22 protein-coding genes and 1 riboswitch are annotated in these 22,788 nt (G+C 70.3%); of the genes, 12 read left to right on the forward strand and 10 right to left on the reverse strand.

Features of this window, described 5'->3' with window-relative positions; all coding sequences use genetic code 11:
- Positions 1-122: 122 nt before the first annotated feature.
- On the reverse strand, positions 123-1,544 hold the full coding sequence (gltX, locus tag GGR16_RS05785) for a glutamate--tRNA ligase (protein ID WP_183315955.1): 1,422 nt from the start codon (positions 1,542-1,544) through the stop codon (positions 123-125).
- Between the two features lie 156 nt (positions 1,545-1,700).
- Here gltX and GGR16_RS05790 point away from each other — a divergent pair, with 156 nt between their 5' ends.
- On the forward strand, positions 1,701-3,992 hold the full coding sequence (locus GGR16_RS05790) for a ComEC/Rec2 family competence protein (protein ID WP_183315956.1): 2,292 nt from the start codon (positions 1,701-1,703) through the stop codon (positions 3,990-3,992).
- Here GGR16_RS05790 and lexA read toward each other — a convergent pair.
- From lexA to GGR16_RS05830, 8 genes are all read right to left on the reverse strand, one after another.
- Entirely contained in the window at positions 3,970-4,668 is a 699-nt protein-coding gene (gene lexA / locus GGR16_RS05795) for a transcriptional repressor LexA (RefSeq protein WP_019403650.1), read from the reverse strand. The genes GGR16_RS05790 and lexA overlap by 23 nt on opposite strands.
- A gap of 116 nt (positions 4,669-4,784) precedes the next feature.
- Entirely contained in the window at positions 4,785-5,996 is a 1,212-nt protein-coding gene (locus GGR16_RS05800) for a molybdopterin molybdotransferase MoeA (protein WP_183315957.1), read from the reverse strand.
- A gap of 24 nt (positions 5,997-6,020) precedes the next feature.
- Positions 6,021-6,524, reverse strand: coding sequence for a cyclic pyranopterin monophosphate synthase MoaC (gene moaC, locus GGR16_RS05805; RefSeq protein WP_183315958.1), 504 nt, complete (start codon positions 6,522-6,524; stop codon positions 6,021-6,023).
- On the reverse strand, positions 6,521-7,327 hold the full coding sequence (gene trpC, locus GGR16_RS05810; protein WP_183315959.1) for an indole-3-glycerol phosphate synthase TrpC: 807 nt from the start codon (positions 7,325-7,327) through the stop codon (positions 6,521-6,523). Before trpC ends, moaC begins: the two co-directional genes overlap by 4 nt.
- Positions 7,328-7,334: 7 nt before the next feature.
- Positions 7,335-8,348: an anthranilate phosphoribosyltransferase gene (gene trpD, locus GGR16_RS05815; protein ID WP_183315960.1), complete on the reverse strand. Its 1,014-nt coding sequence runs from the start codon at positions 8,346-8,348 to the stop codon at positions 7,335-7,337.
- 10 nt (positions 8,349-8,358) lie between these two features.
- Positions 8,359-8,970 carry an anthranilate synthase component II gene (locus GGR16_RS05820; RefSeq protein WP_019403645.1) on the reverse strand — a complete coding sequence of 204 codons (612 nt, stop codon included), beginning with the start codon at positions 8,968-8,970 and terminating at the stop codon, positions 8,359-8,361.
- An 88-nt stretch (positions 8,971-9,058) separates the two neighbouring features.
- Positions 9,059-10,579 (reverse strand): anthranilate synthase component I, encoded by a 1,521-nt coding sequence (gene trpE / locus GGR16_RS05825; protein ID WP_183315961.1) that lies wholly within the window; start codon positions 10,577-10,579, stop codon positions 9,059-9,061.
- A gap of 6 nt (positions 10,580-10,585) precedes the next feature.
- Complete coding sequence (locus tag GGR16_RS05830; protein WP_183315962.1) at positions 10,586-12,499, reverse strand: peptidylprolyl isomerase; 1,914 nt, start codon at positions 12,497-12,499, stop codon at positions 10,586-10,588.
- Between the two features lie 151 nt (positions 12,500-12,650).
- On the opposite strand from GGR16_RS05830, the gene tpiA reads away from it, so the two are divergent.
- From tpiA to GGR16_RS26060, 9 genes are all read left to right on the forward strand, one after another.
- Positions 12,651-13,415: a triose-phosphate isomerase gene (tpiA, locus tag GGR16_RS05835; RefSeq protein WP_019403642.1), complete on the forward strand. Its 765-nt coding sequence runs from the start codon at positions 12,651-12,653 to the stop codon at positions 13,413-13,415.
- Between the two features lie 124 nt (positions 13,416-13,539).
- A complete protein-coding gene (gene secG, locus GGR16_RS05840) occupies positions 13,540-13,959 on the forward strand; it encodes a preprotein translocase subunit SecG (RefSeq protein ID WP_019403641.1) in 420 nt (139 codons plus the stop codon).
- Positions 13,960-14,120: 161 nt separating this feature from the next.
- A complete protein-coding gene (pyrG, locus tag GGR16_RS05845; protein ID WP_019403640.1) occupies positions 14,121-15,749 on the forward strand; it encodes a CTP synthase in 1,629 nt (542 codons plus the stop codon).
- Positions 15,750-15,797: 48 nt separating this feature from the next.
- Positions 15,798-16,202: a DUF350 domain-containing protein gene (locus tag GGR16_RS05850; protein WP_019403639.1), complete on the forward strand. Its 405-nt coding sequence runs from the start codon at positions 15,798-15,800 to the stop codon at positions 16,200-16,202.
- A 97-nt stretch (positions 16,203-16,299) separates the two neighbouring features.
- Positions 16,300-17,142, forward strand: a complete 843-nt coding sequence (kdsA, locus tag GGR16_RS05855; protein WP_183315963.1) for a 3-deoxy-8-phosphooctulonate synthase — start codon at positions 16,300-16,302, stop codon at positions 17,140-17,142.
- Between the two features lie 97 nt (positions 17,143-17,239).
- Positions 17,240-17,338, forward strand: a riboswitch (TPP riboswitch).
- Positions 17,327-18,496, forward strand: a complete 1,170-nt coding sequence (thiO, locus tag GGR16_RS05860; RefSeq protein WP_183315964.1) for a glycine oxidase ThiO — start codon at positions 17,327-17,329, stop codon at positions 18,494-18,496. It overlaps the preceding riboswitch by 12 nt.
- Complete coding sequence (gene thiS / locus GGR16_RS05865; protein ID WP_183315965.1) at positions 18,493-18,723, forward strand: sulfur carrier protein ThiS; 231 nt, start codon at positions 18,493-18,495, stop codon at positions 18,721-18,723. Before thiO ends, thiS begins: the two co-directional genes overlap by 4 nt.
- A 1-nt stretch (position 18,724) precedes the next feature.
- Positions 18,725-19,522 (forward strand): thiazole synthase, encoded by a 798-nt coding sequence (gene thiG, locus GGR16_RS05870; protein WP_183315966.1) that lies wholly within the window; start codon positions 18,725-18,727, stop codon positions 19,520-19,522.
- Positions 19,523-19,525: 3 nt separating this feature from the next.
- Positions 19,526-20,308 (forward strand): thiamine phosphate synthase, encoded by a 783-nt coding sequence (locus tag GGR16_RS26060; RefSeq protein ID WP_210289414.1) that lies wholly within the window; start codon positions 19,526-19,528, stop codon positions 20,306-20,308.
- Here GGR16_RS26060 and queF read toward each other — a convergent pair.
- On the reverse strand, positions 20,290-20,748 hold the full coding sequence (gene queF, locus GGR16_RS05885) for a preQ(1) synthase (protein ID WP_183315967.1): 459 nt from the start codon (positions 20,746-20,748) through the stop codon (positions 20,290-20,292). The genes GGR16_RS26060 and queF overlap by 19 nt on opposite strands.
- A 197-nt stretch (positions 20,749-20,945) precedes the next feature.
- Between queF and eno the strand changes: the two genes are divergently transcribed.
- Together eno and GGR16_RS05895 are read left to right on the forward strand one after the other, a co-directional pair.
- Positions 20,946-22,229 (forward strand): phosphopyruvate hydratase, encoded by a 1,284-nt coding sequence (gene eno, locus GGR16_RS05890; RefSeq protein ID WP_183315968.1) that lies wholly within the window; start codon positions 20,946-20,948, stop codon positions 22,227-22,229.
- 89 nt (positions 22,230-22,318) lie between these two features.
- Entirely contained in the window at positions 22,319-22,642 is a 324-nt protein-coding gene (locus GGR16_RS05895; protein WP_019400289.1) for an FtsB family cell division protein, read from the forward strand.
- Positions 22,643-22,788: the final 146 nt, after the last annotated feature.

The raw sequence follows: 22,788 nt of genomic DNA on the forward strand, positions 1-22,788 counted from the left end.
TCGCATTCGCGGCATGCGTTCAAGCAGCGCCGGAAGCGGGACTTGTCGGGCGACAATGCCGGCGCCGCAACCCTTGGGGCAAGTCGTTGCTGCGCCGCATCAAAGTGTCTGGTCGAGGCCCGTCAGCGGGCCTGGTCGCGCAGCCGCGCCAGGCTCTCCTCGCGGCCGAGCACCTCCATGACGTCGAACAGGCCGGGCGAGGTGGAGCGCCCCGTCAGCGCCGCCCTGAGTGGCTGCGCCATCAGGCCGAGCTTGACGCCCGCCTCCTCGGCGGCCGCGCGCACGGCGGCCTCCGTTTCCCCCGGCGTCCACGCGTCGAGGCCCTCGAGGCGACGCAGCACCTGCCCGAGCCGCCCCCGGGCGGCATCATCGAGAATGCCGCGCGCCTTGTCGTCGAGCGCGAGGGGGCGCGACGCATAAAGATAGGAGGCGCTGTCGAGGAGCTCGATCAGCGTCTTGGCGCGCTCCTTGAGGCCGGGCATGGCGGCGAGCAGCTTCTCCCGCAGGGACGGCTCCAGCGACGCGCCGAGGCCGCGGGCCGGGCCGATCTCCGGCAGCAGCGCCTCGATGGCCTGGAGAAGCTCTTCGTCCGGCGCGAGCCGCATGTAATGGCCGTTGAGGTTCTCCAGCTTGGCGAAATCGAAGCGGGCGGGCGAGCGGCCGATGCTGGTGAGGTTGAAGGCCGCGGTCATCTCCTCGGTGGAGAAGACCTCCTGGTCGCCGTGGCTCCAGCCGAGGCGCACGAGATAGTTGCGCAGGGCCGCCGGCAGGTAGCCCATGGACCGGTAGGCGTCGATGCCGAGCGCCCCGTGCCGCTTGGACAGCTTGGCGCCGTCCGGCCCGTGGATGAGCGGGATATGCGCCATCACCGGCACCGCCCAGCCGAGCGCCTCATAGATCTGCGTCTGCCGCGCCGCGTTCGTCAGATGGTCGTCGCCGCGGATGATGTGGGTGACGCCCATGTCGTGGTCGTCGACGACGACGGCAAGCATGTAGGTCGGCGTGCCGTCGGAGCGCAGCAGAACGAGGTCGTCGAGGTCCTTGTTCTGCCACGTCACGCGGCCCTGGACCTGATCGTCCACCACGGTCTCGCCGGTCTGCGGTGCCTTGAGGCGGATGACGGGCTTGACGCCGGCGGGCGCCTCGGCGGGATCGCGGTCGCGCCAGCGCCCGTCGTAGCGCATCGGCCGCCCCTCCTTGCGGGCGAGCGCGCGCATCTCCTCGAGCTCCTCGGGCGTGGCGTAGCAGTAATAGGCCTTGCCCCGGCGCAGCAGCTCCTCCGCCACTTCGCGATGACGCGCGGCGCGCGCGAACTGGTGCACGACCTCGCCGTCCCAGTCGAGGCCGAGCCAGGTCATGCCGTCGAGGATCGCCTGGATCGCGGCCTCGGTGGAGCGTTCCCGGTCGGTATCCTCGATGCGCAGCAGCATCTTGCCGCCGTGGTGGCGGGCGAAGAGCCAGTTGAACAGGGCCGTGCGGGCGCCGCCGATGTGGAGGAAGCCCGTGGGCGAAGGCGCGAAGCGGGTGACGACCGTGCCTGACATGGGTGTTCGGAACTCTCGGAAGGTGGCGGTGACGAATCGATGCGAGCTTGCCGCATGCCGCGTGCTGCTCGCAAAATCCGGCGACTTGATGGTTCAATGCGGCGGGCGCTCGTGTAGCATGACCTGCCGTCAGACGTAAGGAATTCCTCGCTCCGCATGCCGTCGGACCGATCCCGCCAGGCCCGTGCCGTTGCCGCCGTGCTCGATCGCGCGACCGGCGGACGCGGCGCCGTTCTGGCTGGTGGCCTGTCCCTTGCCGATGTCGGCTCGTTTCTTACCCGCTGCCTCGACGAGGAGGGCACGCACCGGCGCCTGTTCCCCTGGGCGGCGGTGAGCTTCGGCATCGGGGTGCTGCTCTATTTCGCGGCCGACCGCGAGCCGAGCGTCTGGGCGCCTGTCGTGGCGCTTGCCGTCACCGTCGGGGTGGCAGCCGTTTCGCGACGCTATGCGGCCTTCGTCGCGGCGGTTGCCGCCGCCTTTCTCTTTGCCGGCTTCCTCGCCGGTGCGGCCCGGACGGCCCGGGTGGAGGCACCGGTGCTCGCCCGCGTGACCATCGCGCCGCTCATCGGCTTCGTCGAAAGCGTGGAGGAGCGGCCGCAGGGGCCGCGCGCCGTCGTGCGCGTCGAGACGCTCGGCAATCTCGGCGACGGCGAGCGCCCGGCGCGGGTGCGGGTGTCGATGCGCGAGCCGGCCCGGCTGCGCGCCGGCGACTTCATCAAGGCCACCGCCCGCCTGATGCCGCCGCCCGGGGCGGCCTGGCCGGGCGGCTACGATTTCACGCGCGACGCCTTCTTCCGCGGCATCGGCGCCGTGGGCTCTCTTGTGGGGCGTGTCGAGATCGGTGCCCCGCCACGGCCACCGGACTGGCGCCTGGGCCTTGCGACATGGCTCGATGAGACGCGCAATGCGCTGACGGCGCGCATCGCCCGTGCCGCGGGCGGGCAGGAGGGGGCGGTCTCGGCCGCGCTCGTCACCGGCAAGCGCGGCCTCATCACCGAGGACACCAACGAGGCCCTGCGCGCCGCCGGCCTCTATCACATCGTGTCGATCTCCGGCCTGCACATGGCGCTGGCCGCCGGCACGGTGTTCTGGGCCGTGCGCGCGCTCCTCGCGCTCTTTCCGGCCATCGCCCTCACGTGGCCGATCAAGAAGATCGCCGCCGCGACGGCCATGGCGGGGGCCGTGGGCTACTGCCTGTTCTCGGGCGCCGACGTCGCCACCCAGCGGGCGCTGATCATGACGCTGACCATGCTCGGCGCCATCCTCGCCGACCGGCCGGCGCTCTCGATGCGCAATCTCGCCTTCGCCGCCATCCTGTGCCTCGCCCTCGAGCCGGAGGCGGTGCTCGGGCCGAGCTTCCAGATGTCGTTCTCGGCGGTCGCCTGCCTCGTGGCGCTGGCGGAATGGCAGGCGGCCCGCGCGGGCAGGGGCGAGGCGTCGCTCGGCCCGGTCGCGCGCGTCCTGCGCCATGCCTGGCGGTGGACCGTCGCCCTCGTCGTGACGACGCTCGTCGCCTCCCTGGCGACGGGGGCCTATGGCGCCTATCATTTCCAGACCGCCATGCCGCTGAGCGTCGTCGGCAACGGCATCGCGCTACCCTTCGTCTCCTTCATCGTCATGCCGGCGGCGGTGCTCGGGGTGCTGCTCAATCCCTTCGGCCTCGACGCGCCCATCTGGTGGCTGATGGGGCAGGGCACGGCCATCGTGCTCGCCGTCTCCCATGCCATGCAGGACTGGCGCCTGTCCGTGGTGGCGATACCGGCCTTTCCGGGCAGCGCGCTCATCCTCTTCTCGCTGGCGCTGCTCGTCCTGACCATCTGCATCTCGCCGCTGCGCTGGCTCGCCGCCGTGCCCGCAGCCGCCGCCCTCGCCATCGCCGCCGGAGCTGCGCGGCCCGACATCTTCGTCGACCGCAACGGTGCGAGCGCGGCCGTCCGGGGGACGGAGGGTCGCCTCGCCGTGCTCGGCCGCGCCTCGTCCTTCGTCGTCGCGCAATGGCTGCGCGCAGACGGCGATGCGAGGCAGCCGGGCGACGAAAGCCTCAAAAGCGGTGTCTTCTGCGACCGCGACGGCTGCACCATGCAGGCGGTCGACGGCCGCATGGTCGCCCTGGTGCGCCGCCCCTCGGCCTTCGTCGAGGACTGCCGGCGGGCCGACATCCTCGTCACGGCGCTCACCGTCCCGCCCGGCTGTGCAGCGCCCGTGGTGATCGACCGCACGAAGCTGCGCGAGAACGGCGCAATGGCCGTCATCCTCGGGAATGGCGGCAGCGATCGGCTCATCGGCCAGTTGCCCTCCGACGAGCGCCGCGCCTGGATGCAGGCGCTTCCTTCACGACCGTTGCGCCAGACGACCGGCGCCGCGACGGGCCGGCCACCATCACCGACAGCCGATGAGACGGGCGGGGAGGATCAGGAGCCCGACGTCAGTAGCGACGCAGCAGATTGACGAGCTTGCCCTGGATGCGCACCCGGTCGGGGCCGAGCACGCGCGTCTCGTAGGCCGGGTTGGCCGCCTCGAGCGCGATGGAGGAGCCGCGGCGCCTCAGGCGCTTCAGCGTCGCTTCCTCGTCATCGATCAAGGCGACGACGATATCGCCCGTATTCGCCGTATCCTGCTTGCGGATGACGACCGTATCGCCGTCGAGAATGCCGGCCTCGATCATCGAGTCGCCGCGCACCTCGAGCGCGAAGTGCTCGCCGCTGCCCAGCATGTCCGGTGGCAGCGAAACGGTGTGGCTGCGGCTCTGGATGGCGGAAATGGGCGTGCCGGCCGCGATCCGGCCCATGACGGGGATCGCCACCGTCTGGACCGCGGGTTCGACCGCCTGGGGCGCCGGCGCGCGCACCTTGCCGAGCCCGCCCTCGACGACGCTTGGGTTGAAGCGGCCGCGCGGGGCAGCGGCGACGCCGTCGGGCAGGCGCAGCACCTCGAGCGCCCGGGCGCGGTTCGGAAGCCGGCGAATGAAGCCGCGCTCCTCCAGCGCCACGATGAGGCGATGGATGCCGGATTTCGACTTGAGGTCGAGCGCTTCCTTCATCTCGTCGAAGGACGGCGGCACGCCGGTCTCACGCAGGCGTTCGTGGATGAAACGCAGGAGTTCGTGCTGTTTGCGCGTCAGCATGGCCGGCGATCTCGCTCCCCCTCGTCGAATCGCATTGTCGATGCGAGTCGAAAACAAATCATGAACGAGATTAGACGTTCTCGGTGTGTTCCGCAAGTTCAACCGACGCGGGAAACTCAGAGCCGGATGATGCGGCAGGGCTCGCCCGCCCGGGCGGCGGGGGCATGGGGCGCACGCACGACGAGCGCCTCGGCCTCCGCCATCAGGCGCAGCATGGAGCTGTCCTGGCGCGGGAAGGGGCTGGCGACGAGGGTGCCGTCGTCGGCCGTCGCGAGGCGGGCGCGCAGATAGTCCTGCCGCTCGTCATTGGCCGGCAAATCGGTGCCGAGCCGGGCCGGCAGGGTCGCGATTTCGGCCGCATCCGGATCGCCGCTCAGCGCCCGCACGAGCGGCGCGAGGACGATGAGCGAGCACACGATGCTGGAGACGGGATTGCCCGGCAGGCCGAGCACGGCCATGGCGCCGAGGCGCCCGTGCATCAGGGGCTTGCCCGGGCGCATGGCGATGCGCCAGAAGCCGAGCTGCCACCCCTGCGCCGAAAGGGCGCGCTGCACGAGATCGTGATCGCCCACCGAGGCGCCGCCGAGCGTCACGAGGACGTCGGCCCCAGCCTCCTTGGCCGCATCGATCGCGGCAGACAGCACGGCAAGATCGTCCCCCGCGATGCCGAGGTCGATGGCCTCGGCGCCGGCCCCTTCGGCGATGGCCGCGACGGCATAGGTGTTGGAGGCGACGATCTGGTCGGGGCCGGTCGGCTCGCCGGGGCGGACGAGTTCGTCTCCCGTTGCGAGAATGGCGACGCGCGGCCGCCGCACCACCGGCAGCGTGGCGTGACCCATGGCCGCGGCGAGCGCGACCGCCGAGGGGCCGAGCCGCCGGCCGGCCTGCAGCAGGACCTCGCCTTCGCGGAAATCGAGCCCGGCCTCGCGCACGAAGCGCCCCGCCGCCACCGTGGACAGCGCTTCGACCCAATCCCCCTCGGCGCGGGCATTCTCCTGGATCAGGATGGCGTCGGCGCCCGCCGGCACGGGCGCGCCCGTGAAGATGCGCACGCATTGGCCGGACCCGACCGCGCCCTCAAAGGCATGGCCGGCGGCACTGGTGCCGATCAGCGAGAGGCGCGCGGGAACGGCCGCGACATCGGCGGCACGCACGGCATAGCCGTCCATCGCCGAGGCGGCGAAGGGCGGCTGGGTGCGCAGGGCGGCAACGTCCGCGGCGAGCGTGCGGCCCGCGGCCCGGTGCAGCGTCACCGTCTCCTGCTCGCGGACAGGGCTCGCGCCGGCGAGGATGCCGGCGAGCGCATCGGCGACCGGCGTCAGGGCCAAGCTGGCCTCCTCATGCTGGCCTCCTCATGCCGTCTTCTCCGCATCCGGCCGGTCGCCGGCGCGGAAATCGCCGGACTTGCCGCCGCTCTTGGCGAGAAGGCGGATGCCCTCGATGCGCATGGCCCGGTCGGCGGCCTTCACCATGTCGTAGATGGTGAGGCAGGCGACGGAGACGGCGGTCAGCGCCTCCATCTCGACGCCGGTCTGACCCGTGACGCGCGCCTCGCCCGTCACGCGTACGCCCGGAAGCGCCTCGTCGATGGTGCAGTCGACCTTCACCTTGGTCAGGTTCAGCGGATGGCAGAGGGGGATGAGCTCGTGCGTCCGCTTCGCCGCCATGATGCCGGCGATGCGGGCCGTGGCGAGCACGTCGCCCTTCTTGGCTTCGCCCGAGCGGATGAGGGCGAGCGTCTCCGGCAGCATGACGACATGGCCCTCCGCCTGCGCGACGCGCTGCGTCACGGCCTTGTCGCCCACGTCGACCATGTTGGCCTTGCCCGAGGCGTCGACATGCGTGAGCCGAGTCATGCCGCCTCGGCCTCACCGAAGAGGAGGGCGCGGGTCGCGGCCGCCACGTCCGTCTGGCGCATCAGGCTTTCGCCGACGAGGAAGGTGCGGATGCCGACGCCCGCAAGCCGCGTGATGTCGGCATGGGTGAAGATGCCGCTCTCGCCGACGACGATGTGCCCCGAGGGGATGCGCGGCGCCAGCGCCTCACTGACGGCGAGCGACGTCTCGAAGGTGCGCAGGTCGCGGTTGTTGATGCCGATCATGCGCACGTCGAGGGCCAGCGCGCGGTCGAGCTCCTCGGCATCGTGCACCTCGACGAGGACGTCCATCGTAAGTTCCTCTGCCGCGGCAACGAGGGCGCGCGCCTCTTCGTCGCTGACGGAGGCCATGATGACGAGGATGCAGTCGGCGCCCCACGTGCGCGCTTCGTAGACCTGATAGGGCTCGAACAGGAAGTCCTTGCGCAGGGCGGGCAGGCCGGAGGCCGCGCGCGCCGCGCCGAGATAATCCGGATGGCCCTGGAAGGAGGGGCCGTCCGTCAGCACCGACAGGCAGCTCGCGCCGCCGTCCGCATAGGCCTTCGCCAGCGCCGGCGGGTCGAAATCGGCGCGGATGAGACCCTTCGACGGGCTCGCCTTCTTGATCTCCGCGATGAGGGCCGGCCGGTCCTCGGCCAGATGGGCCTCGACGGCGGCAAGGAACGGGCGCGGGGCCGGGGCGGCATGGGCGAGGCGCACCATCTCCTCGTGCGGGATGCGGGCCTTCGCCGCCGCGATCTCGCGGCGCTTGTAGGCTTCGATCTTCGCCAGAATGTCGCTCATGGGGCCCTCAGGCATTCGACGCTGCAACGAGCCGCTCGAGCGTAGCGCGTGCGGCGCCGCTGTCGAGGGCGGCCTCGGCGGCGGCAACGCCCTCCTTGAGATCGGCGGCCTTGCCGGCGACCACGAGGCCGGCGGCGGCATTGAGCACGGCGATGTCGCGGTAGGGCGTCTTCTCCCCGGCGAGCACCGCGCGCAGCGCGGCCGCATTGTGCTCGGCCTCGCCGCCGCGCAGGTCGGCGATCGACGCCCGGACAAGCCCGACATCCTCCGGCGTGACGGTGAAGCGGCGGATGCGCCCGTCCTCCAGCGCCACCACCGAGGTCGGCCCGGTCGTCGTCATCTCGTCGAGCCCGTCGGATCCGTGCACGGCCCAGACGCGCTGCGCGCCGAGGGCGGCGAGCACCTCGACGAGCGGCTGGAGCCAGCTCTCGGAATAGACGCCGAGCAGCTGGTGGCGCACGCCGGCCGGATTGGCGAGCGGCCCGATGAGGTTGAAGACGGTGCGGGTGCCGAGTTCGACGCGCACCGGCGCCACATGGCGCATGGAGGCGTGGTGGGTGGGCGCGAACATGAAGCCGACGCCGGCCGCGGCAAGGCAGCGCTCGATACCGGCCGGGTCGAGCCCCACCTTGACGTCGAGCGCGGCGAGCACGTCGGCGGCGCCGGATTTCGACGAGGCGGCCCGGTTGCCGTGCTTGGCGACCGGCACGCCGCAGGCGGCGGCGATGATGGAGGCGAGCGTCGAGACGTTGTAGCTGCCCGAGTTGTCGCCGCCGGTGCCGACGATGTCGATGGCGCCCGCCGGGGCGCTGACGCGCACCATGCGTGCGCGCAGCGCCTCGACCGCGCCGGCGATCTCGTCCACCGTTTCGCCGCGCACGCGCAGCGCCATCAGGAAGGCGCCGCTCTGGGCCGGCGTCACCTCGCCCGAGAGCAGGGTGTCGAAGGCCTGGCGGGCCTCCTCGCGACTCAGCGAGACACCGGTGGCGACTTTGGCGATGAAGGGTTTGAAGGCGTCCATCGGTGTTCCGTCAGCTCGTTCTTGCGGGGCGCCCGGTCTCGTTCCAGCGCGCGGCGATATCGAGGAAATTGCGCATCATGGTCGCGCCATGCTCCGAGAGGATGCTCTCGGGGTGGAACTGCACGCCGTGGAGCGGCAGCCGGCGGTGCGCCATGGCCATCACGAGGCCGTCCTCGCTCTCGGCGGTGACGGCAAGGTCGGCCGGGCAGGTCTCGCGCGCCACGATGAGCGAGTGGTAGCGCGTGGCCTCGAACGGGCCGTTGATGCCGCGGAAGAGGCCCTCTCCCTTGTGATGCACGCGCGAGATCTTGCCGTGCATCGGCAAGGGCGCGCGCACCACCTCGCCGCCGAAGGCCTGGCCCATGGCCTGCAGGCCGAGGCAGACGCCGAACATCGGCACGCTCGGTGCGGCCTTCTCGATGAGCTCGAGGCAGATGCCCGCCTCGTTGGGCGTGCACGGGCCGGGGGAGAGGACGATGGCGTCGGGGTCGAGCGCCAGCACCTCGTCGGCGGTGATGGCGTCGTTGCGGCGCACGTCGATCTCGGGGCCGAGCGCCCCGATGAGATGCACGAGATTCCAGGTGAAGGAATCGTAGTTGTCGACGAGGAGGATGCGGAACATGCGCGTGGCTTTCTGAGAGACAAAGCTTTGCCCGTCGGGGCAGTGGTGGGTCAAGCCTCCAGAAGCCGGCGCCATCGCTCCCGCCGCATCATTGCCCCCGTCGCGCGCGCATGGCGAAGCGCACCGCATCCTCGGCGGCGCGGAACTGGGCCTTCGCCTTGCTGATGCATTCCTGCTGCTCGAACTCCGGGTCGGAATCATAGACGATGCCGGCGCCGGCCTGCACGGCCATGCGGCCGTCCTTCACCACGGCGGTGCGCAGCACGATGCAGGTATCCATCTCGCCGTCGGCGCCGAAATAGCCGATGCAGCCGGCATAGGCGCCGCGCTTCTCCTTCTCCAGTTCGTCGATGATCTCCATGGCCCGCACCTTGGGCGCGCCGGAGACCGTGCCGGCCGGAAAGCCGGCGACGAGGGCGTCGAGCGCGTCGTGGCGCGGATCGAGCCGTCCCTCGACATTGGAGACGATGTGCATCACCTGGCTGTAATATTCGAGGAAGAAGCTGTCGGTGACCGTCACCGAGCCGATCTCGCTGACGCGGCCGACATCGTTGCGGCCGAGGTCGAGCAGCATGAGATGCTCGGCCCGTTCCTTCGGGTCCGCCAGCAGCTCCTCGGCGAGCGCCTTGTCCTCCTCGGGCGTCGCCCCGCGCCGGCGCGTGCCGGCGATGGGCCGGATCGTCACCTTGCCCTCGCGTACCCGCACGAGGATCTCCGGGCTCGAGCAGACGATCTGGAAGTCGAGAAAGTCGAGATAGCAGAGGAAGGGCGAAGGGTTGAGCCGGCGCAGCGAGCGGTAGAGCGACAGCGCCGGCAGCGTGAACGGCGCCTCGAAACGCTGCGACAGCACCACCTGGAAGATGTCGCCGGCGCGGATATATTCCTTCGCCCGCGCCACCATGGCCTTGAATTCGTCCGGCGTGGTGTTGGAGACGGGCGCCGGCGCCGCGATGGCGGCGGGGTCGAAGCGCGCATCGTGGGGCAGGGGGCGCTCCAGCGCCTCGAGCGTCGCATCGAGCCGCGCCAGCGCCGCCTCGTAGGCCGCGCGGGCGGAGACGCCCTCCTTCGGCCGCACGGGCGTGACGAGCGAGAGCTCGTCCCTGACGGCGTCGAAGACCACCATGACGGTGGGGCGCACCAAGACCGCATCCGGCAGGCAGAGGGCATCGGCCGGCTGGTGCGGCAGGCGCTCCATCAGCCGCACCATGTCGTAGCCGAGATAGCCGAAGATGCCGGCCGCCATCGGCGGCAGGTCGCCCGCGAGCGGGATGCGGCTCTCGGCGATGAGGGCCCTCAGGCTGTCGAGCGGGGCCGCTGCCTCCGGCACGAAGTCCTGCGGCCGGTTGAGGGCGTCCCGGTTGATCTCGGCTCGCCCATCCCGGCAGCGCCAGATGAGGTCGGGCCTGAGGCCGATCATCGAATAGCGGCCGCGCACGGCGCCGCCTTCGACCGATTCGAGCAGGAAGGCGGGCGCCTGCCCGCCGTCCGTGAGCTTGAGGAAGGCTGCGACCGGCGTCTCGAGATCCGCGACCAGCGTCGCGCTCACGACGCTTGCCGCGCCTTTCTCGTAGCCGGCGGCGAAATCCTCGAAGGAAGGGGTCGGCTGCATGGCGCCTCAGAACTCGCCGCTGGTGCCCAGCGCCGTGCGCAGGGCCTGCTGGTTGATGCGCACGTTGAGCTCGCTCTGCAGGCTGGCGACATATTCGCCGAGGATGTCGTCCGTCATCGCCGTCGCGAGCTGGCCCTGCAGGCGCTCCGCCTCCTGGGTCGAGGTCACGAACTCCGGCACCGTCGCCGCCGTCACCTTGAAGACGACGCGGCGGTCGCCGTCGCCGATCCCGGCCGAGGCGGCCTTGCCGGCGTGGACGGAGAAGGCCTGGGTCACGACATTGGCCGGCAGGCCGTCCTGGGCCTGGCCGCGGGCGAGGCCTTCCGCGGTCCTTGCCTCGAGCGAGAGCTCGGCGGCGATGGCCTCGATGGTTTCGCCCTGGTCGAGCCGGGTGACGATCTCCTGCGCCTTGTCCGACAGGCGCCGGGCGATCTCGTCGACCCGCCACTGGGCGGCGACGTCGGCGCGCACCTCGTCGAGCGTGCGGTCGCGCGTGCCCTCCACATTGGTCACGTCGTACCAGAGATAGCCGCCGTCGGCGAGGCGCAGCGCCTCGTTGTCGGCACCGATATCGGTCTCGAAGGCCGAGCGCAGCAGCACCTCGCGCTCGGGAATGTCGGCGACGGGCTGTCCGTCCTTGCCGTTGCCGCCCTGGTCGAGCGGGCCGATCGTGCGCTCGTTCAGCGAGAATTCCCGCGCGATCTCGGTGAGCGGCTTGCCGGCGATGCGCTGGTCCTCGATGCGGTCGTGGGTCTCATCGAGGAGCGAGCGGGCGCGCTCGATGGCGATCTCCCGCTTGAGCTCGTCGGCGACCTCCGCGAAGGGCCGCACCGCGGCGGGCGTGACCTCGGCAGCACGCACGAGCACGATGCCGAAGCGGCCGCTGACCGGCGTGCTCACGTCTCCGGCGGAGAGGGCGAAGGCCGCTTCCGCCACCGCCGGATCGATCATCTGCTCGCGGGTGAAGGTGCCGATCTCGATGTCCTCCGGCCGCACGCCGCGCTCGGTGGCGATGTCGGCGAGGGACGCGCCGGCGAGGATCTTCTCGCGCGCGGCATTCGCCTCCTCCTGCGAGGGGAAGGACAGCTGCTGCAGCTTGCGGGTTTCGGGCGTCGTGAAGCGGCGGGCCTTCACCTCCTCGTAGCGCGCCGTGGCGTCCGCGTCGGACACCTCGCCGGGCTTGGCGAGATCCTCTGGTCGCAGCGACAGGATGGAGACCGTGCGGTATTCCGGCGCGCGGAAGGCGGCCTTGCGTTCGTCGAAGAAGGCCTGCAGCGCGGCATCGTCAGGCGCGCCGACGTCGCCGGCGAGCGCGGCGGGCAGCTCGACATAGGCGATGCTGCGCCGCTCGGCGCCGTAGCGGTAGACGGCCTCGCGCATCGCGAGCGGCGGCACGATGGCGCCGGTGAGCGCATCGGCCAGCTGGCGGCGGGCGAGGACGGCCTGCTGCTCGGTGATGAAGCCCTGCTCGGTCAGGCCGTTGGCGCGCAGGATGCTGTCGAAGGCGAAGCGGTCGAACTGGCCGCTGGCGTTGCGGAAGGCCGGATCCTTGACGACGGCTTCGCCCGCCGTGTCGCGCGAGACGGCGAGGCCGAGCTCGGATGCGCGCTCGTCGAGCGCCGCTTCCGCGATCAGGCGGCCGAGGAGCTGCTGCTCGAGGCCGAGCGCGCGCGCCTGGTCGGCGGTGATCGAGCGGCCGAAGCGGCGCGAGAGCTGCTGCAGCTCGTTCTGGTAGGCGGTGCGCACCTGCTCGACGCCGATTTCACGGTCGCCGACCGTGGCGACGGTGTTGACGCCATAGCCGCGGAAGACGTCGCCGATGCCCCAGATCGCAAACGACAGGATGAGAAGGCCGAAGAGGATGCCCACGATGAGCTTGCCGAGCCAGCTCTTGCCGAGATTGCGAAAACCCTGAAGCATGTCGATCCGGTTCCAGTCCCTGAGGTTTCAGGAGGGCGGTGGCCCCCGCGAAGGCGGCGGATCATAGATAGACACACCGCCTCCCGCAATGTCGCGCGTTGCCGAGCTTTCCGTCCTCTGTTAGTCCACCCCCAAACGGAGGCAGGACCGGATGACGACGGAACGACCGCGCCCGCTCGTGGCGGGCAACTGGAAGATGAACGGCACGCGTGCCGCCACCAAGACCTTCGCCGCGATTCTCGAGGGCTGCGACGCGGCCCTGCGCAGCAAGGTCGACCTCCTCGTCTGCGCGCCGGCGACGCTGACCTATGTCTTTGCCGTCGCGGCCGTCGGCACGCCCGTCAAGGTCGGCGGGCAGGACTGCCATGCCGCCACCCACGGCGCGCATACCGGCGACATCTCGGCGGCGATGCTGGCCGACGTCGGCGCGAGCTACGTCATCGTCGGCCATTCGGAACGGCGCACGGACCACCGTGAAACCGACGAGATGGTCAAGGCCAAGGCCCGGGCCGCGATCACGGCGGGGCTGACGCCGATCGTCTGCGTGGGCGAGACGCGCGAGGAGCGCGACGCCGGTCGTGCGCTGGCGGTCGTCGGCGCCCAGCTTGCCGGGTCGATGCCCGAGGAAGCGGCGCGCGAGCCGGTGGTCGTGGCCTACGAGCCGGTCTGGGCCATCGGCACCGGGCTGACGCCGACGGTGGCCGACGTCGCCGAGATGCACGGCTTCATCCGCCAGAGCCTCGTCGACCGCTTCGGCGCGGCCGGCCGCAACATGCGCCTGCTCTACGGCGGCTCGGTCAAGCCGGGCAATGCGCGCGAGCTCCTCGGCGTCGCCGAGGTCGACGGTGCTCTCGTCGGCGGCGCCAGCCTCGTCGCGGAGGATTTCCTGGCGATCGCGCGTGCCTATATGGAGTGACGGACCGATCGTCCGCGGACGCGGCGATGCGTCCTTTGATCCGCGGCGCGGGCTGTGCTAAAGGCCGCGCCAATTGAGTTTGCCGCCGCGCCCGGCTTGTCGCCGCGCGGCCCTGGAACAGAGCATGCTGACCGTCCTCATCGTCGTTCATCTCATCATCGTGCTGGCGCTCGTCGGCGTCGTGCTGCTCCAGCGCTCCGAAGGCGGAGGCCTCGGCATGGGTGGGGGCGGCGTCTCCGGCTTCATGACCGGCCGCGGCCAGGCGAACGTGCTGACGCGCACGACCGCGATTCTCGCCGCCGCCTTCTTCGTGACGAGCCTGCTCCTGTCCGTGCTCGCCGGCTATCAGGGCGCCCCGAGCTCCGTCATCGACCGCGTCGCGCCCGGTTCCGGCCAGAACGGCCCCTCGGCGCCGGCTTCCGGCCCGGGCGTCCTCGAGGAGCTGCAGCGCCTGCAGGGCGGCCCGGCGCAAGGCGCAGGCCAGGCACCGTCACAGCAGCCGCCAGCCCCGCCGGCGGGGCCACAGGTGCCGAGCTCCCAGTAATCGGCAGCAGCGAGGGCCGGGGTTCCGGCCCTCTCTTTTTGTGGGAACGCCTGGCGCGCGCAGCAGGTTGGCGCGTGGCGGGGAGGTCTTTGTTGATTCCGGTTGCCGCTTGTACGAGCCGCATTCCCGAATCGCGCAGTTCGGAGTAAACGAGAGTCCCCATGGCACGATACGTTTTCATCACCGGCGGCGTGGTGTCGTCCTTGGGCAAGGGCCTTGCTTCGGCGGCCCTCGGTGCGCTCCTGCAGGCGCGTGGCTACAAGGTCCGGCTGCGCAAGCTCGACCCCTACCTCAACGTCGATCCGGGGACGATGAGCCCCTACCAGCACGGCGAGGTCTTCGTGACCGACGACGGCGCGGAGACGGACCTCGACCTCGGCCATTACGAGCGCTTCACCGGGCGCCCGTGCACCCGTGACGACAACATCACGACGGGCCGCATCTATCTGGACATCCTGACCAAGGAGCGGCGCGGCGACTATCTCGGCGCCACCATCCAGGTCATTCCGCACGTGACGAACGCCATCAAGGAATTCGTCATGCGCGGCAACGAGGACTACGACTTCGTCCTCGTCGAGATCGGCGGCACGGTGGGCGACATCGAGAGCCAGCCGTTCCTCGAGGCGATCCGCCAGCTCGGCCAGGAGCTGCCGCGCAATCACGCCATTTTCGTGCACCTCACGCTGCTGCCCTTCATCCCCTCGGCCGGGGAGCTGAAGACGAAGCCGACCCAGCACTCGGTGGCGGAGCTGCGCTCCATCGGCATCCAGCCGCACATCCTGCTCTGCCGCACCGACAGGCCGATCCCGAAGGAGGAGCGGCGCAAGCTCTCGCTCTTCTGCAACGTGCGCGAGAGCGCCGTGATCGAGGCGCGCGACGTCTCCTCCATCTACGACGTGCCGATCGCCTACCACGAGGAAGGGCTCGACGACGAGGTGCTCGCCGCCTTCGGCATCGAGGGGGCGCCGGCGCCCGACATCTCGCGCTGGAAGGCGATCTCCGAGCGCGTGCGCACGCCGGAAGGCGAGGTGACCATCGCCATCGTCGGCAAGTACACCGGCCTCAAGGACGCCTACAAGTCGCTCATCGAGGCGCTGCAGCACGGCGGCATCGCCAATCGCGTGAAGGTCAACCTCGACTGGATCGAGAGCGAGATCTTCGAGCGCGAGGATCCGGCGCCGTTCCTGGAGCACGTGCACGGCATCCTCGTGCCCGGCGGCTTCGGCTATCGCGGCGCCGAGGGCAAGATCAAGGCGGCCGCCTTCGCACGGGAACGCAAGCTGCCCTATTTCGGCATCTGCTTCGGCATGCAGATGGCGGTGATCGAGGCGACGCGCTCGCTCGCCGGCGTCAGCGCCGCGAGCTCGACCGAATTCGGCCCGACGAGCGAGCCTGTGGTCGGCATCCTGACCGAATGGCTGAAGGGCAACGAGCTCGAGCGGCGCACGGCCGAGGGCGACCTCGGCGGCACCATGCGCCTCGGCGCCTACGAGGCCCAGCTCGCCCCCGGCAGCAAGGTGGCGAACATCTACGGCCGCACCCAGATCTCCGAGCGCCATCGCCACCGCTACGAGGTGAACATGGAGTACCGCCAGCGGCTGGAGGCGAAGGGCCTCGTCTTCTCCGGCGTCTCGCCGGACGGGCTCCTGCCGGAGATCGTCGAGTTCGCCGACCATCCCTGGTTCATCGGCGTCCAGTTCCATCCGGAGCTGAAGTCGCGGCCGTTCGAGCCGCATCCGCTCTTCAAGAGCTTCGTCGCGGCGGCCCTGGAGCAGAGCCGCCTCGTCTGACAATTCACGGCCAGGGCTGGCGGCAGGGAAACGGGGCTGGGGGCGCCGATGGTGTTTGAATCGATCAACAATCTGCCGGATTTTCTGGTCGACTACCTCATCGCGCTCGTCCTCGTCCTCGTCTATATCGGCATCTACACCTTCATCACCGCGCACAACGAATTCGCGCTCATCCGCCGCGACGTCGCGGCGGCCAGCCTGTCGCTCGGGCTCAGCATCGTCGGCTTCGCGCTGCCGCTGTCGAGCGCCGTGGTGCACGCGCGCACCTGGCCGGACCTCGTGGTCTGGGGCCTCGTCGCCATGATCGTGCAGATCAGCGCCTACTGGCTCGTGCGCCTCGCGATGCCAAACCTCTCCCAGCGCATCGCCAACAACGAGATCGCGGCGGCGCTTTTCCTCGGCGCGGCCTCGCTGGCCGCCGGCATCCTCAATGCCGGCGCCATGACGTTCTGAATGACCTTCCGAGGCCGGGCGGACGCAATTCGGCCTTTCTCCTGCGCCATCGAGCGCCTTTCTTCACCTCTTGTCTTCACCTCCTGGGGCGGGAAACATGAGCGCCAACGCAACCGTCAAGGTCGGCAACGTCTCCTTCGGCAATCACCTGCCGCTGGCGATCGTCGCTGGGCCATGCCAGCTGGAGAGCCGGGCCCATGCGCTGGAGATGGCGACGGCGCTGAAGGAGATCTGCTCCCGCCTCGGCCTCGGCCTCGTCTTCAAGACCTCTTTCGACAAGGCCAACCGCACCTCCGCCGGCGCGGCCCGCGGCGTCGGCCTTGAGGCCGCCCTGCCGATCTTCGCCGAGATCCGCGAGAGCCTCGGCCTGCCGGTCCTGACCGACGTGCACGACGCGGCCCAGTGCGCACCCATCGCGGAGGCGGTCGACGTGCTGCAGATCCCGGCCTTCCTGTGCCGGCAGACCGACCTTCTCGTCGCGGCCGCGAAGACGGGCCGGGCGGTCAACATCAAGAAGGGCCAGTTCCTCGCGCCGTGGGACATGGCGAACGTCGCCGCCAAGGTCACGGGCGCCGGCAATCCCGACGTCCTGGTGACCGAGCGCGGCGTCTCCTTCGGCTACAACACGCTCGTCTCCGACATGCGGGCGCTGCCGATCATGGCCGAGACGACGGGCGCGCCCGTCATCTTCGACGCCACCCATTCTGTGCAGCAGCCCGGCGGCAAGGGCACGTCCTCCGGCGGGCAGCGCGAGTTCGTGCCCGTGCTGGCACGCGCCGCCGTGGCCGTCGGCGTCGCCGGCCTCTTCATCGAGAGCCATGAGGACCCGGACCGCGCACCGTCCGATGGCCCCAACATGGTGCCGCTGAACGAGATGGAAGGCCTTCTGGCGGAGCTGAAGGCTTTCGATTCCCTAGCAAAGAAGCGTGCTGACAGCTGAGGTTAGCCTGAAAGACTGATTCGCTTTGTGAAAAGCGCGCCGCTGCCGGACTTCCATAGCCGGACTTGCAGTGGCGCGTTTTTTGTCGTGTATATGACGCGTCGGCCTGGGGTGCCGCACGGCAGTGCGGCTGAGATCATACCCATCGAACCTGTCTGGATCATGCCAGCGTAGGGAGCAGCCGGTGAGTGCAGAAGCATCATCGCGACCGGATAAAGTCATCATCATCGGCGGAGGGGTCATCGGCCTCTCCATCGCCTGGCGTCTCGCCACGCAAGGCGTCGACGTCGACCTGTTCGAGGCTGGCCGCTGCGGCACGGGCGCGAGCCATGCCGCCGCCGGCATGCTGGCCGCCTGCGCCGAAGTGGAGCCGGGCGAGGAGCCGCTCCTGCCTCTCAACCGCGCGAGCCAGGCGCTGTGGCCCGACTTTGCCCGAGAACTGGAGGCGGCGAGCGGCCTTGCCGTCGATCTGCGCACCGAAGGCACGCTCGTCTGTGCCTTCTCGGCCGACGACCAGGCGCGGCTGAAGCACCATCTCGCTCTGCAGGAGCGGCTCGGCCTGCCTGTTTCATGGCTCGATGCCGCCGAGGTGCGGCGCCGCGAGCCGTTTCTCAGCCCCGGCGTCGTCGGCGGCCTGTGGAGCCCCGAGGACCATCAGGTCGACAACCGCAAGCTGGCCGCCGCCCTGCATGTGGCCGCCGGGCGGGCCGGTGTGGCGATCCACGAGGACAGCCCGGTCGAATCGGTCGTCGTCGAAGACAGGCGAGCGCGCGGCGTCGTTACCCGCGGCCGGCGGATCGATGCCGACGCCGTCATCCTTGCCGCCGGCGCCTGGTCGCGGCGGATCGAGGGCCTGCCGCGGGCCGCCTTGCCGCCGGTGCGGCCCGTCAAGGGCCAGCTGGTGGCGGTCCAGATGGATCCGGCCGCTCCCGTCCTCAGCCATGTGACCTGGGTGCCGGGCGCCTATCTCGTGCCGCGCCGCGACGGGCGCCTCATCATCGGCGCCACGGTGGAGGAGAAGGGGTTCGACACCCGCATGACGGCCGGCGGCCTCCTCGCGCTCCTCGACGCCGCCTGGCGGGCCCTGCCGGTCATCGAGGAACTGCCGATCGCCGAGACCTGGGCCGGCCTCAGGCCCGGCAGCCGCGACGACGCGCCGATCCTCGGGCCGGGTGAGCTTGCGGGCCTCGTCTACGCCACCGGCCACCACCGCAACGGCATCCTGCTCACGCCGGTCACCGCCGCCGTGGTCGCCGACTATGTCCTCACCGGGCGGCTCGCCGATGTGGCGCGCCCCTTCACCCTTGCGCGCTTTCAGGCGCGCGCCGATGCGCCGAGCGAGGTTTCGTCATGACGAAAGCATCCTCCGTCGCGCTGCCGCGCATCCGCGTCAACGGCGCGGATGAGCCGCTGGCGGCCGCGACAATCGCCGAATTTCTTACGCAGCGCGGGATCGACCCAACCGGCCGCGGCGTCGCGGTCGCGCTCAACGGCGCGGTCGTGCCGCGCGCGCGATGGCAGGACCAGCCGCTGCACGACGGCGATAGCGTCGAGATCGTCCATGCACGCCAGGGAGGCTGAGATGAACGTCGTCGAACAGGGCGCGCGGGCGGCCGATCCGCTCGTCATCGCCGGGCGCAGCTTTTCCTCCCGGCTCTTCCTCGGCACGGCCGGCTATCCCAACCAGAAGGTGATGCTGGACGCGATCGCCGCGAGCGGCACCGAGCTCGTCACCGCCTCCATCCGCCGGCTCGACCTGTCGAGCCCCGAGGAGGGCCTCGTCGACCTCATCGCCGGCCGTGCCGACCTCCTGCCGAACACGGCCGGATGCCAGACGGCGCGCGACGCCGTCCTGACGGCGGAGCTGGCGCGCGAGGCGCTGGAGACGAACTGGGTGAAGCTCGAGATCATCGGCGATCGGGAGCTGCTCTATCCCGATGTCGAGGAACTCCTCAGCGCCACCGACGAGCTGGTGCGCAAGGGCTTCGTCGTCATGGTCTATTGCAACGACGATCCCGTCACCTGCCGCAAGCTCGCCGATCTCGGCGCCGCCGCCGTCATGCCGCTCGGCTCGCCCATCGGCTCGGGCCTCGGCATCGCCAATCCGCACCTCATCGAGCTCATCGCGGCGCGCTCGCCCGTGCCGGTGGTGCTCGACGCCGGCATCGGCACGGCCTCGGATGCGGCGCTCGCCATGGAGCTGGGCTGCGCCGCGGTCCTCCTCAACACGGCGGTATCGAAGGCGAACGATCCCGTCGCCATGGCGCGCGCCATGCGCCACGCCGTCGAGGCGGGCCGGCTCGCCCACCGGGCCGGGCGCATCCCGAGGCGCCGCTATGCCGAGCCCTCGAGCCCGCAGTTCGGGCTCGTCGGATCCTGAGCCGTGGCCCTGCCGCAGCCGCCGCTGCTGCTCGTCACCGATCGCCGGCAGGCGAGGGGTGACCTCGTTGCCGTCGTCCAAGCAGCGGTGGCCGGCGGCTGCCGCTGGGTGAGCCTGCGCGAAAAGGATCTGCCGGAAGACGAGCAGGTCGCTCTGGCGCTGCGCTTGAGGGATGCGCTGCCAGAGGACGTCTGTTTGATGGTGCATGGCTCGGCGGAGGTGGCGCGGCAGGCTGGGCTCGGCGGCGTGCATCTGGCGGCCGGCGGTGACGCGAGGAGAGCGCGGGAGATGCTGGGCCGGGCATACTCCCTCCCCCCTTGCGGGGGAGGGTTGGGGAGGGGGGTGCCGCCTGGAGGGCCGCCATCACCTCTCGCCACGCCCCCCACCCCCAGCCCCTCCCCGCAAGGGGGAGGGGAGCAGGGCGTGCCGGGCCTCTTCGGCGCTCCCCATGCGCTGATCGGCATGTCCGTCCATTCGCCTGGCGAGGCGCGCGCGCTCGACCGCGAAACCGTCGACTACGCGATCGCCGGCCCCTTCGCCGAAACCGCGAGCAAGCCCGGCTACGGCCCCGCGCTGGGCGTCGATGGTCTTGCCGCCATCGTCCGCGCCAGCCCCGTGCCCGTGATCGCCATCGGCGGCATCGACGCGGCCAACGTAGCCGATTGCCTTGCCGCGGGCGCCGCCGGCATCGCCGTCATGGGCTCCGTCATGCGGGCGGCGGATCCGGCCGCGGAAATGGCGCGGCTCGTCGCGGCGCTGGCCGGCGCTCAGCCGCGCGGCCGGTAGGGCGGCACGCCCTGGTCGGGCAAAAAGAGGCCCGCAGGCGGCGCGCCGGTCTGCCAGAAGACGTCGATCGGGATGCCGCCTCGCGGGAACCAGTAGCCGCCCACGCGCATCCAGCGCGGTGCGAGCAGCTCCGACAATCGCTTGCCGATATAGACCGTGCAGTCCTCGTGGAAGGCGCCGTGGTTGCGGAACGAGAACATGAACAGCTTCAGCGACTTCGATTCGACCAGCCACTCCCCGGGGACATAGTCGATGACGACGATGCCGAAGTCCGGCTGGCCGGTGACCGGGCAGATCGAGGTGAACTCGGGGCAGGTGAAGCGCGCCACGTAATCCGTGTCGGGATGCGGGTTCGGCACACGGTCGAGCACCGCCTCCTCGGGCGAGGCGGGCAGGGACGCCGGCTTGCCCAGCTGCAGCGATTCGTGCTGTTGCGCCATATGTCGATCCTCGTGTCGTCCTCATGCCCCCGCGGCGAGGGCTGTCGCACCAGTGTCGCGCCGGCGCAAGAAAAAATGCACCCTGTCGCCTCCGCCGATCGATGGTGGGCCGCCAGCCGATTGCCACTGTTCCACGCGATGCTCTAAAAGCCGGTGCCACGGCAGAGCCCCGTGACGAGCCAGGGAGAAAGAGCCCCATGACCGCCATTATCGACATCGTCGCCCGCGAGATCCTCGACAGCCGCGGCAACCCGACGGTGGAAGTCGACGTGATCCTCGAGGACGGCTCCATGGGCCGCGCCGCCGTGCCGTCCGGCGCCTCGACCGGCGCCCACGAGGCGGTGGAGCTGCGCGACGGCGACAAGGGCCGCTACGGCGGCAAGGGCGTCCTCAAGGCCGTGGCCGCGGTCAACCGCGACATCTTCGACGCCATCGGCGGCATGGACGCCGAGGACCAGGTCAAGATCGACGAGACGATGATTGCCCTCGACGGCACGCCGAACAAGGCCAAGCTCGGTGCCAACGCCATTCTCGGCGTCTCGCTCGCCGTCGCCAAGGCGGCCGCCGAGGCTGCCGGCCTGCCGCTCTATCGCTATGTCGGCGGCACCTCGGCGCGCATCCTGCCGGTGCCGATGATGAACATCGTCAATGGCGGCGCCCATGCCGACAATCCCATCGACTTCCAGGAATTCATGGTCATGCCGGTCGGCGCGCCGACCTTCGCGGATGCGGTGCGCACCGGCTCGGAGATCTTCCACACGCTCAAGAAGGCGCTGAAGGACGCCGGCCACAACACCAATGTCGGCGACGAGGGCGGCTTCGCCCCCAACCTGCCGTCGGCGGAGGCCGCGCTCGACTTCGTCATGAAGGCGATCGAGGCCGCGGGCTACAAGCCGGGCGAGGACGTGATGCTGGCGCTCGACTGCGCCGCCACCGAGTTCTTCAAGAACGGCGCCTATGTCTACGAGGGCGAGGGCACGACGCGCGATCCCGAGGCCCAGGCGAAGTACCTCGCCAAGCTCGTCGCCGACTATCCGATCGCCTCGATCGAGGACGGCATGGCCGAGGACGACTGGGCGGGCTGGAAGGCCCTGACCGACCTCGTCGGGACGAAGTGCCAGCTCGTCGGCGATGACCTCTTCGTCACCAACGTCAAGCGCCTCGCCGAGGGCATCGAGAAGGGCACGGCCAATTCCATCCTCGTCAAGGTCAACCAGATCGGCTCGCTCACCGAGACGCTCGCCGCCGTCGACATGGCCCATCGCGCCGGCTACACGGCGGTGATGTCGCACCGCTCCGGCGAGACCGAGGACGCGACCATCGCCGACCTCGCGGTCGCGACCAACTGCGGGCAGATCAAGACCGGCTCGCTCGCCCGTTCCGACCGGCTCGCCAAGTACAACCAGCTCATCCGCATCGAGGAGGAGCTCGGCAAGCAGGCGGTCTACGCGGGGCGCACGGCGCTGAAGGCGCGCCGCTGACATTACCGGTCACCGTTGACGAAGGGCGCCGTTCCAACCGGAGCGGCGCCCTTAATGCATCCTTAACCATGGGCTTCCATGCTCGCCCCATGGTCATTCGCAAGCGCCTCCGCTCGGTCCTCATTCCGCTCGTGCTCTACGGCGTGTCGAGCGCCGTGGTCGGCTATTTCGTCGTCCATGCGCACAGCGGCGCGCGCGGGCTCGAGGCCAGGCAGTCGTTCGAGGCGCAGATCGCCGAGCTCAAGGGCGAGCTTGCGGATATCAAGGAGCGCCGCGGCGAGTGGGAGACGCGCATCGCCCTCATGCGCGCCCAGTCGGTGGACCGGGACATTCTGGAGGAACTGGCGCGTGAAGAGCTCGGTTTCGTGCATCCCAACGATGTCGTCGTGATGTTGCCGGCCCAAAAGCGATAAAGGGCGCCGAAATGCTGAGGCCGAAGGCAGTCAAGCCCGCTTAACCGAAGCCCGGTTAACTGCAAAAACCGCACTGTTATCAGCCGGTTAGTTTCAAACGTATCCATTTATCCTGCGCCGATGGGGCTCGCCTTCGGCGCGCGGCT

The organism is Chelatococcus caeni, from assembly GCF_014196925.1.
In the GTDB taxonomy this organism is placed as follows: domain Bacteria; phylum Pseudomonadota; class Alphaproteobacteria; order Rhizobiales; family Beijerinckiaceae; genus Chelatococcus_A; species Chelatococcus_A caeni.

Excerpts from the sequence above, each read along its gene's own strand:
- gltX (WP_183315955.1), bottom strand. The coding sequence starts at position 1,544 with ATGTCAGGCACGGTCGTCACCCGCTTCGCGCCTTCGCCCACGGGCTTC.
- GGR16_RS05790 (WP_183315956.1), top strand. The coding sequence starts at position 1,701 with ATGCCGTCGGACCGATCCCGCCAGGCCCGTGCCGTTGCCGCCGTGCTC.
- lexA (WP_019403650.1), bottom strand. The coding sequence starts at position 4,668 with ATGCTGACGCGCAAACAGCACGAACTCCTGCGTTTCATCCACGAACGC.
- moaC (WP_183315958.1), bottom strand. The coding sequence starts at position 6,524 with ATGACTCGGCTCACGCATGTCGACGCCTCGGGCAAGGCCAACATGGTC.
- trpC (WP_183315959.1), bottom strand. The coding sequence starts at position 7,327 with ATGAGCGACATTCTGGCGAAGATCGAAGCCTACAAGCGCCGCGAGATC.
- trpD (WP_183315960.1), bottom strand. The coding sequence starts at position 8,348 with ATGGACGCCTTCAAACCCTTCATCGCCAAAGTCGCCACCGGTGTCTCG.
- GGR16_RS05820 (WP_019403645.1), bottom strand. The coding sequence starts at position 8,970 with ATGTTCCGCATCCTCCTCGTCGACAACTACGATTCCTTCACCTGGAAT.
- trpE (WP_183315961.1), bottom strand. The coding sequence starts at position 10,579 with ATGCAGCCGACCCCTTCCTTCGAGGATTTCGCCGCCGGCTACGAGAAA.
- GGR16_RS05830 (WP_183315962.1), bottom strand. The coding sequence starts at position 12,499 with ATGCTTCAGGGTTTTCGCAATCTCGGCAAGAGCTGGCTCGGCAAGCTC.
- tpiA (WP_019403642.1), top strand. The coding sequence starts at position 12,651 with ATGACGACGGAACGACCGCGCCCGCTCGTGGCGGGCAACTGGAAGATG.
- secG (WP_019403641.1), top strand. The coding sequence starts at position 13,540 with ATGCTGACCGTCCTCATCGTCGTTCATCTCATCATCGTGCTGGCGCTC.
- pyrG (WP_019403640.1), top strand. The coding sequence starts at position 14,121 with ATGGCACGATACGTTTTCATCACCGGCGGCGTGGTGTCGTCCTTGGGC.
- GGR16_RS05850 (WP_019403639.1), top strand. The coding sequence starts at position 15,798 with ATGGTGTTTGAATCGATCAACAATCTGCCGGATTTTCTGGTCGACTAC.
- kdsA (WP_183315963.1), top strand. The coding sequence starts at position 16,300 with ATGAGCGCCAACGCAACCGTCAAGGTCGGCAACGTCTCCTTCGGCAAT.
- thiS (WP_183315965.1), top strand. The coding sequence starts at position 18,493 with ATGACGAAAGCATCCTCCGTCGCGCTGCCGCGCATCCGCGTCAACGGC.
- thiG (WP_183315966.1), top strand. The coding sequence starts at position 18,725 with ATGAACGTCGTCGAACAGGGCGCGCGGGCGGCCGATCCGCTCGTCATC.
- queF (WP_183315967.1), bottom strand. The coding sequence starts at position 20,748 with ATGGCGCAACAGCACGAATCGCTGCAGCTGGGCAAGCCGGCGTCCCTG.
- eno (WP_183315968.1), top strand. The coding sequence starts at position 20,946 with ATGACCGCCATTATCGACATCGTCGCCCGCGAGATCCTCGACAGCCGC.
- GGR16_RS05895 (WP_019400289.1), top strand. The coding sequence starts at position 22,319 with ATGGTCATTCGCAAGCGCCTCCGCTCGGTCCTCATTCCGCTCGTGCTC.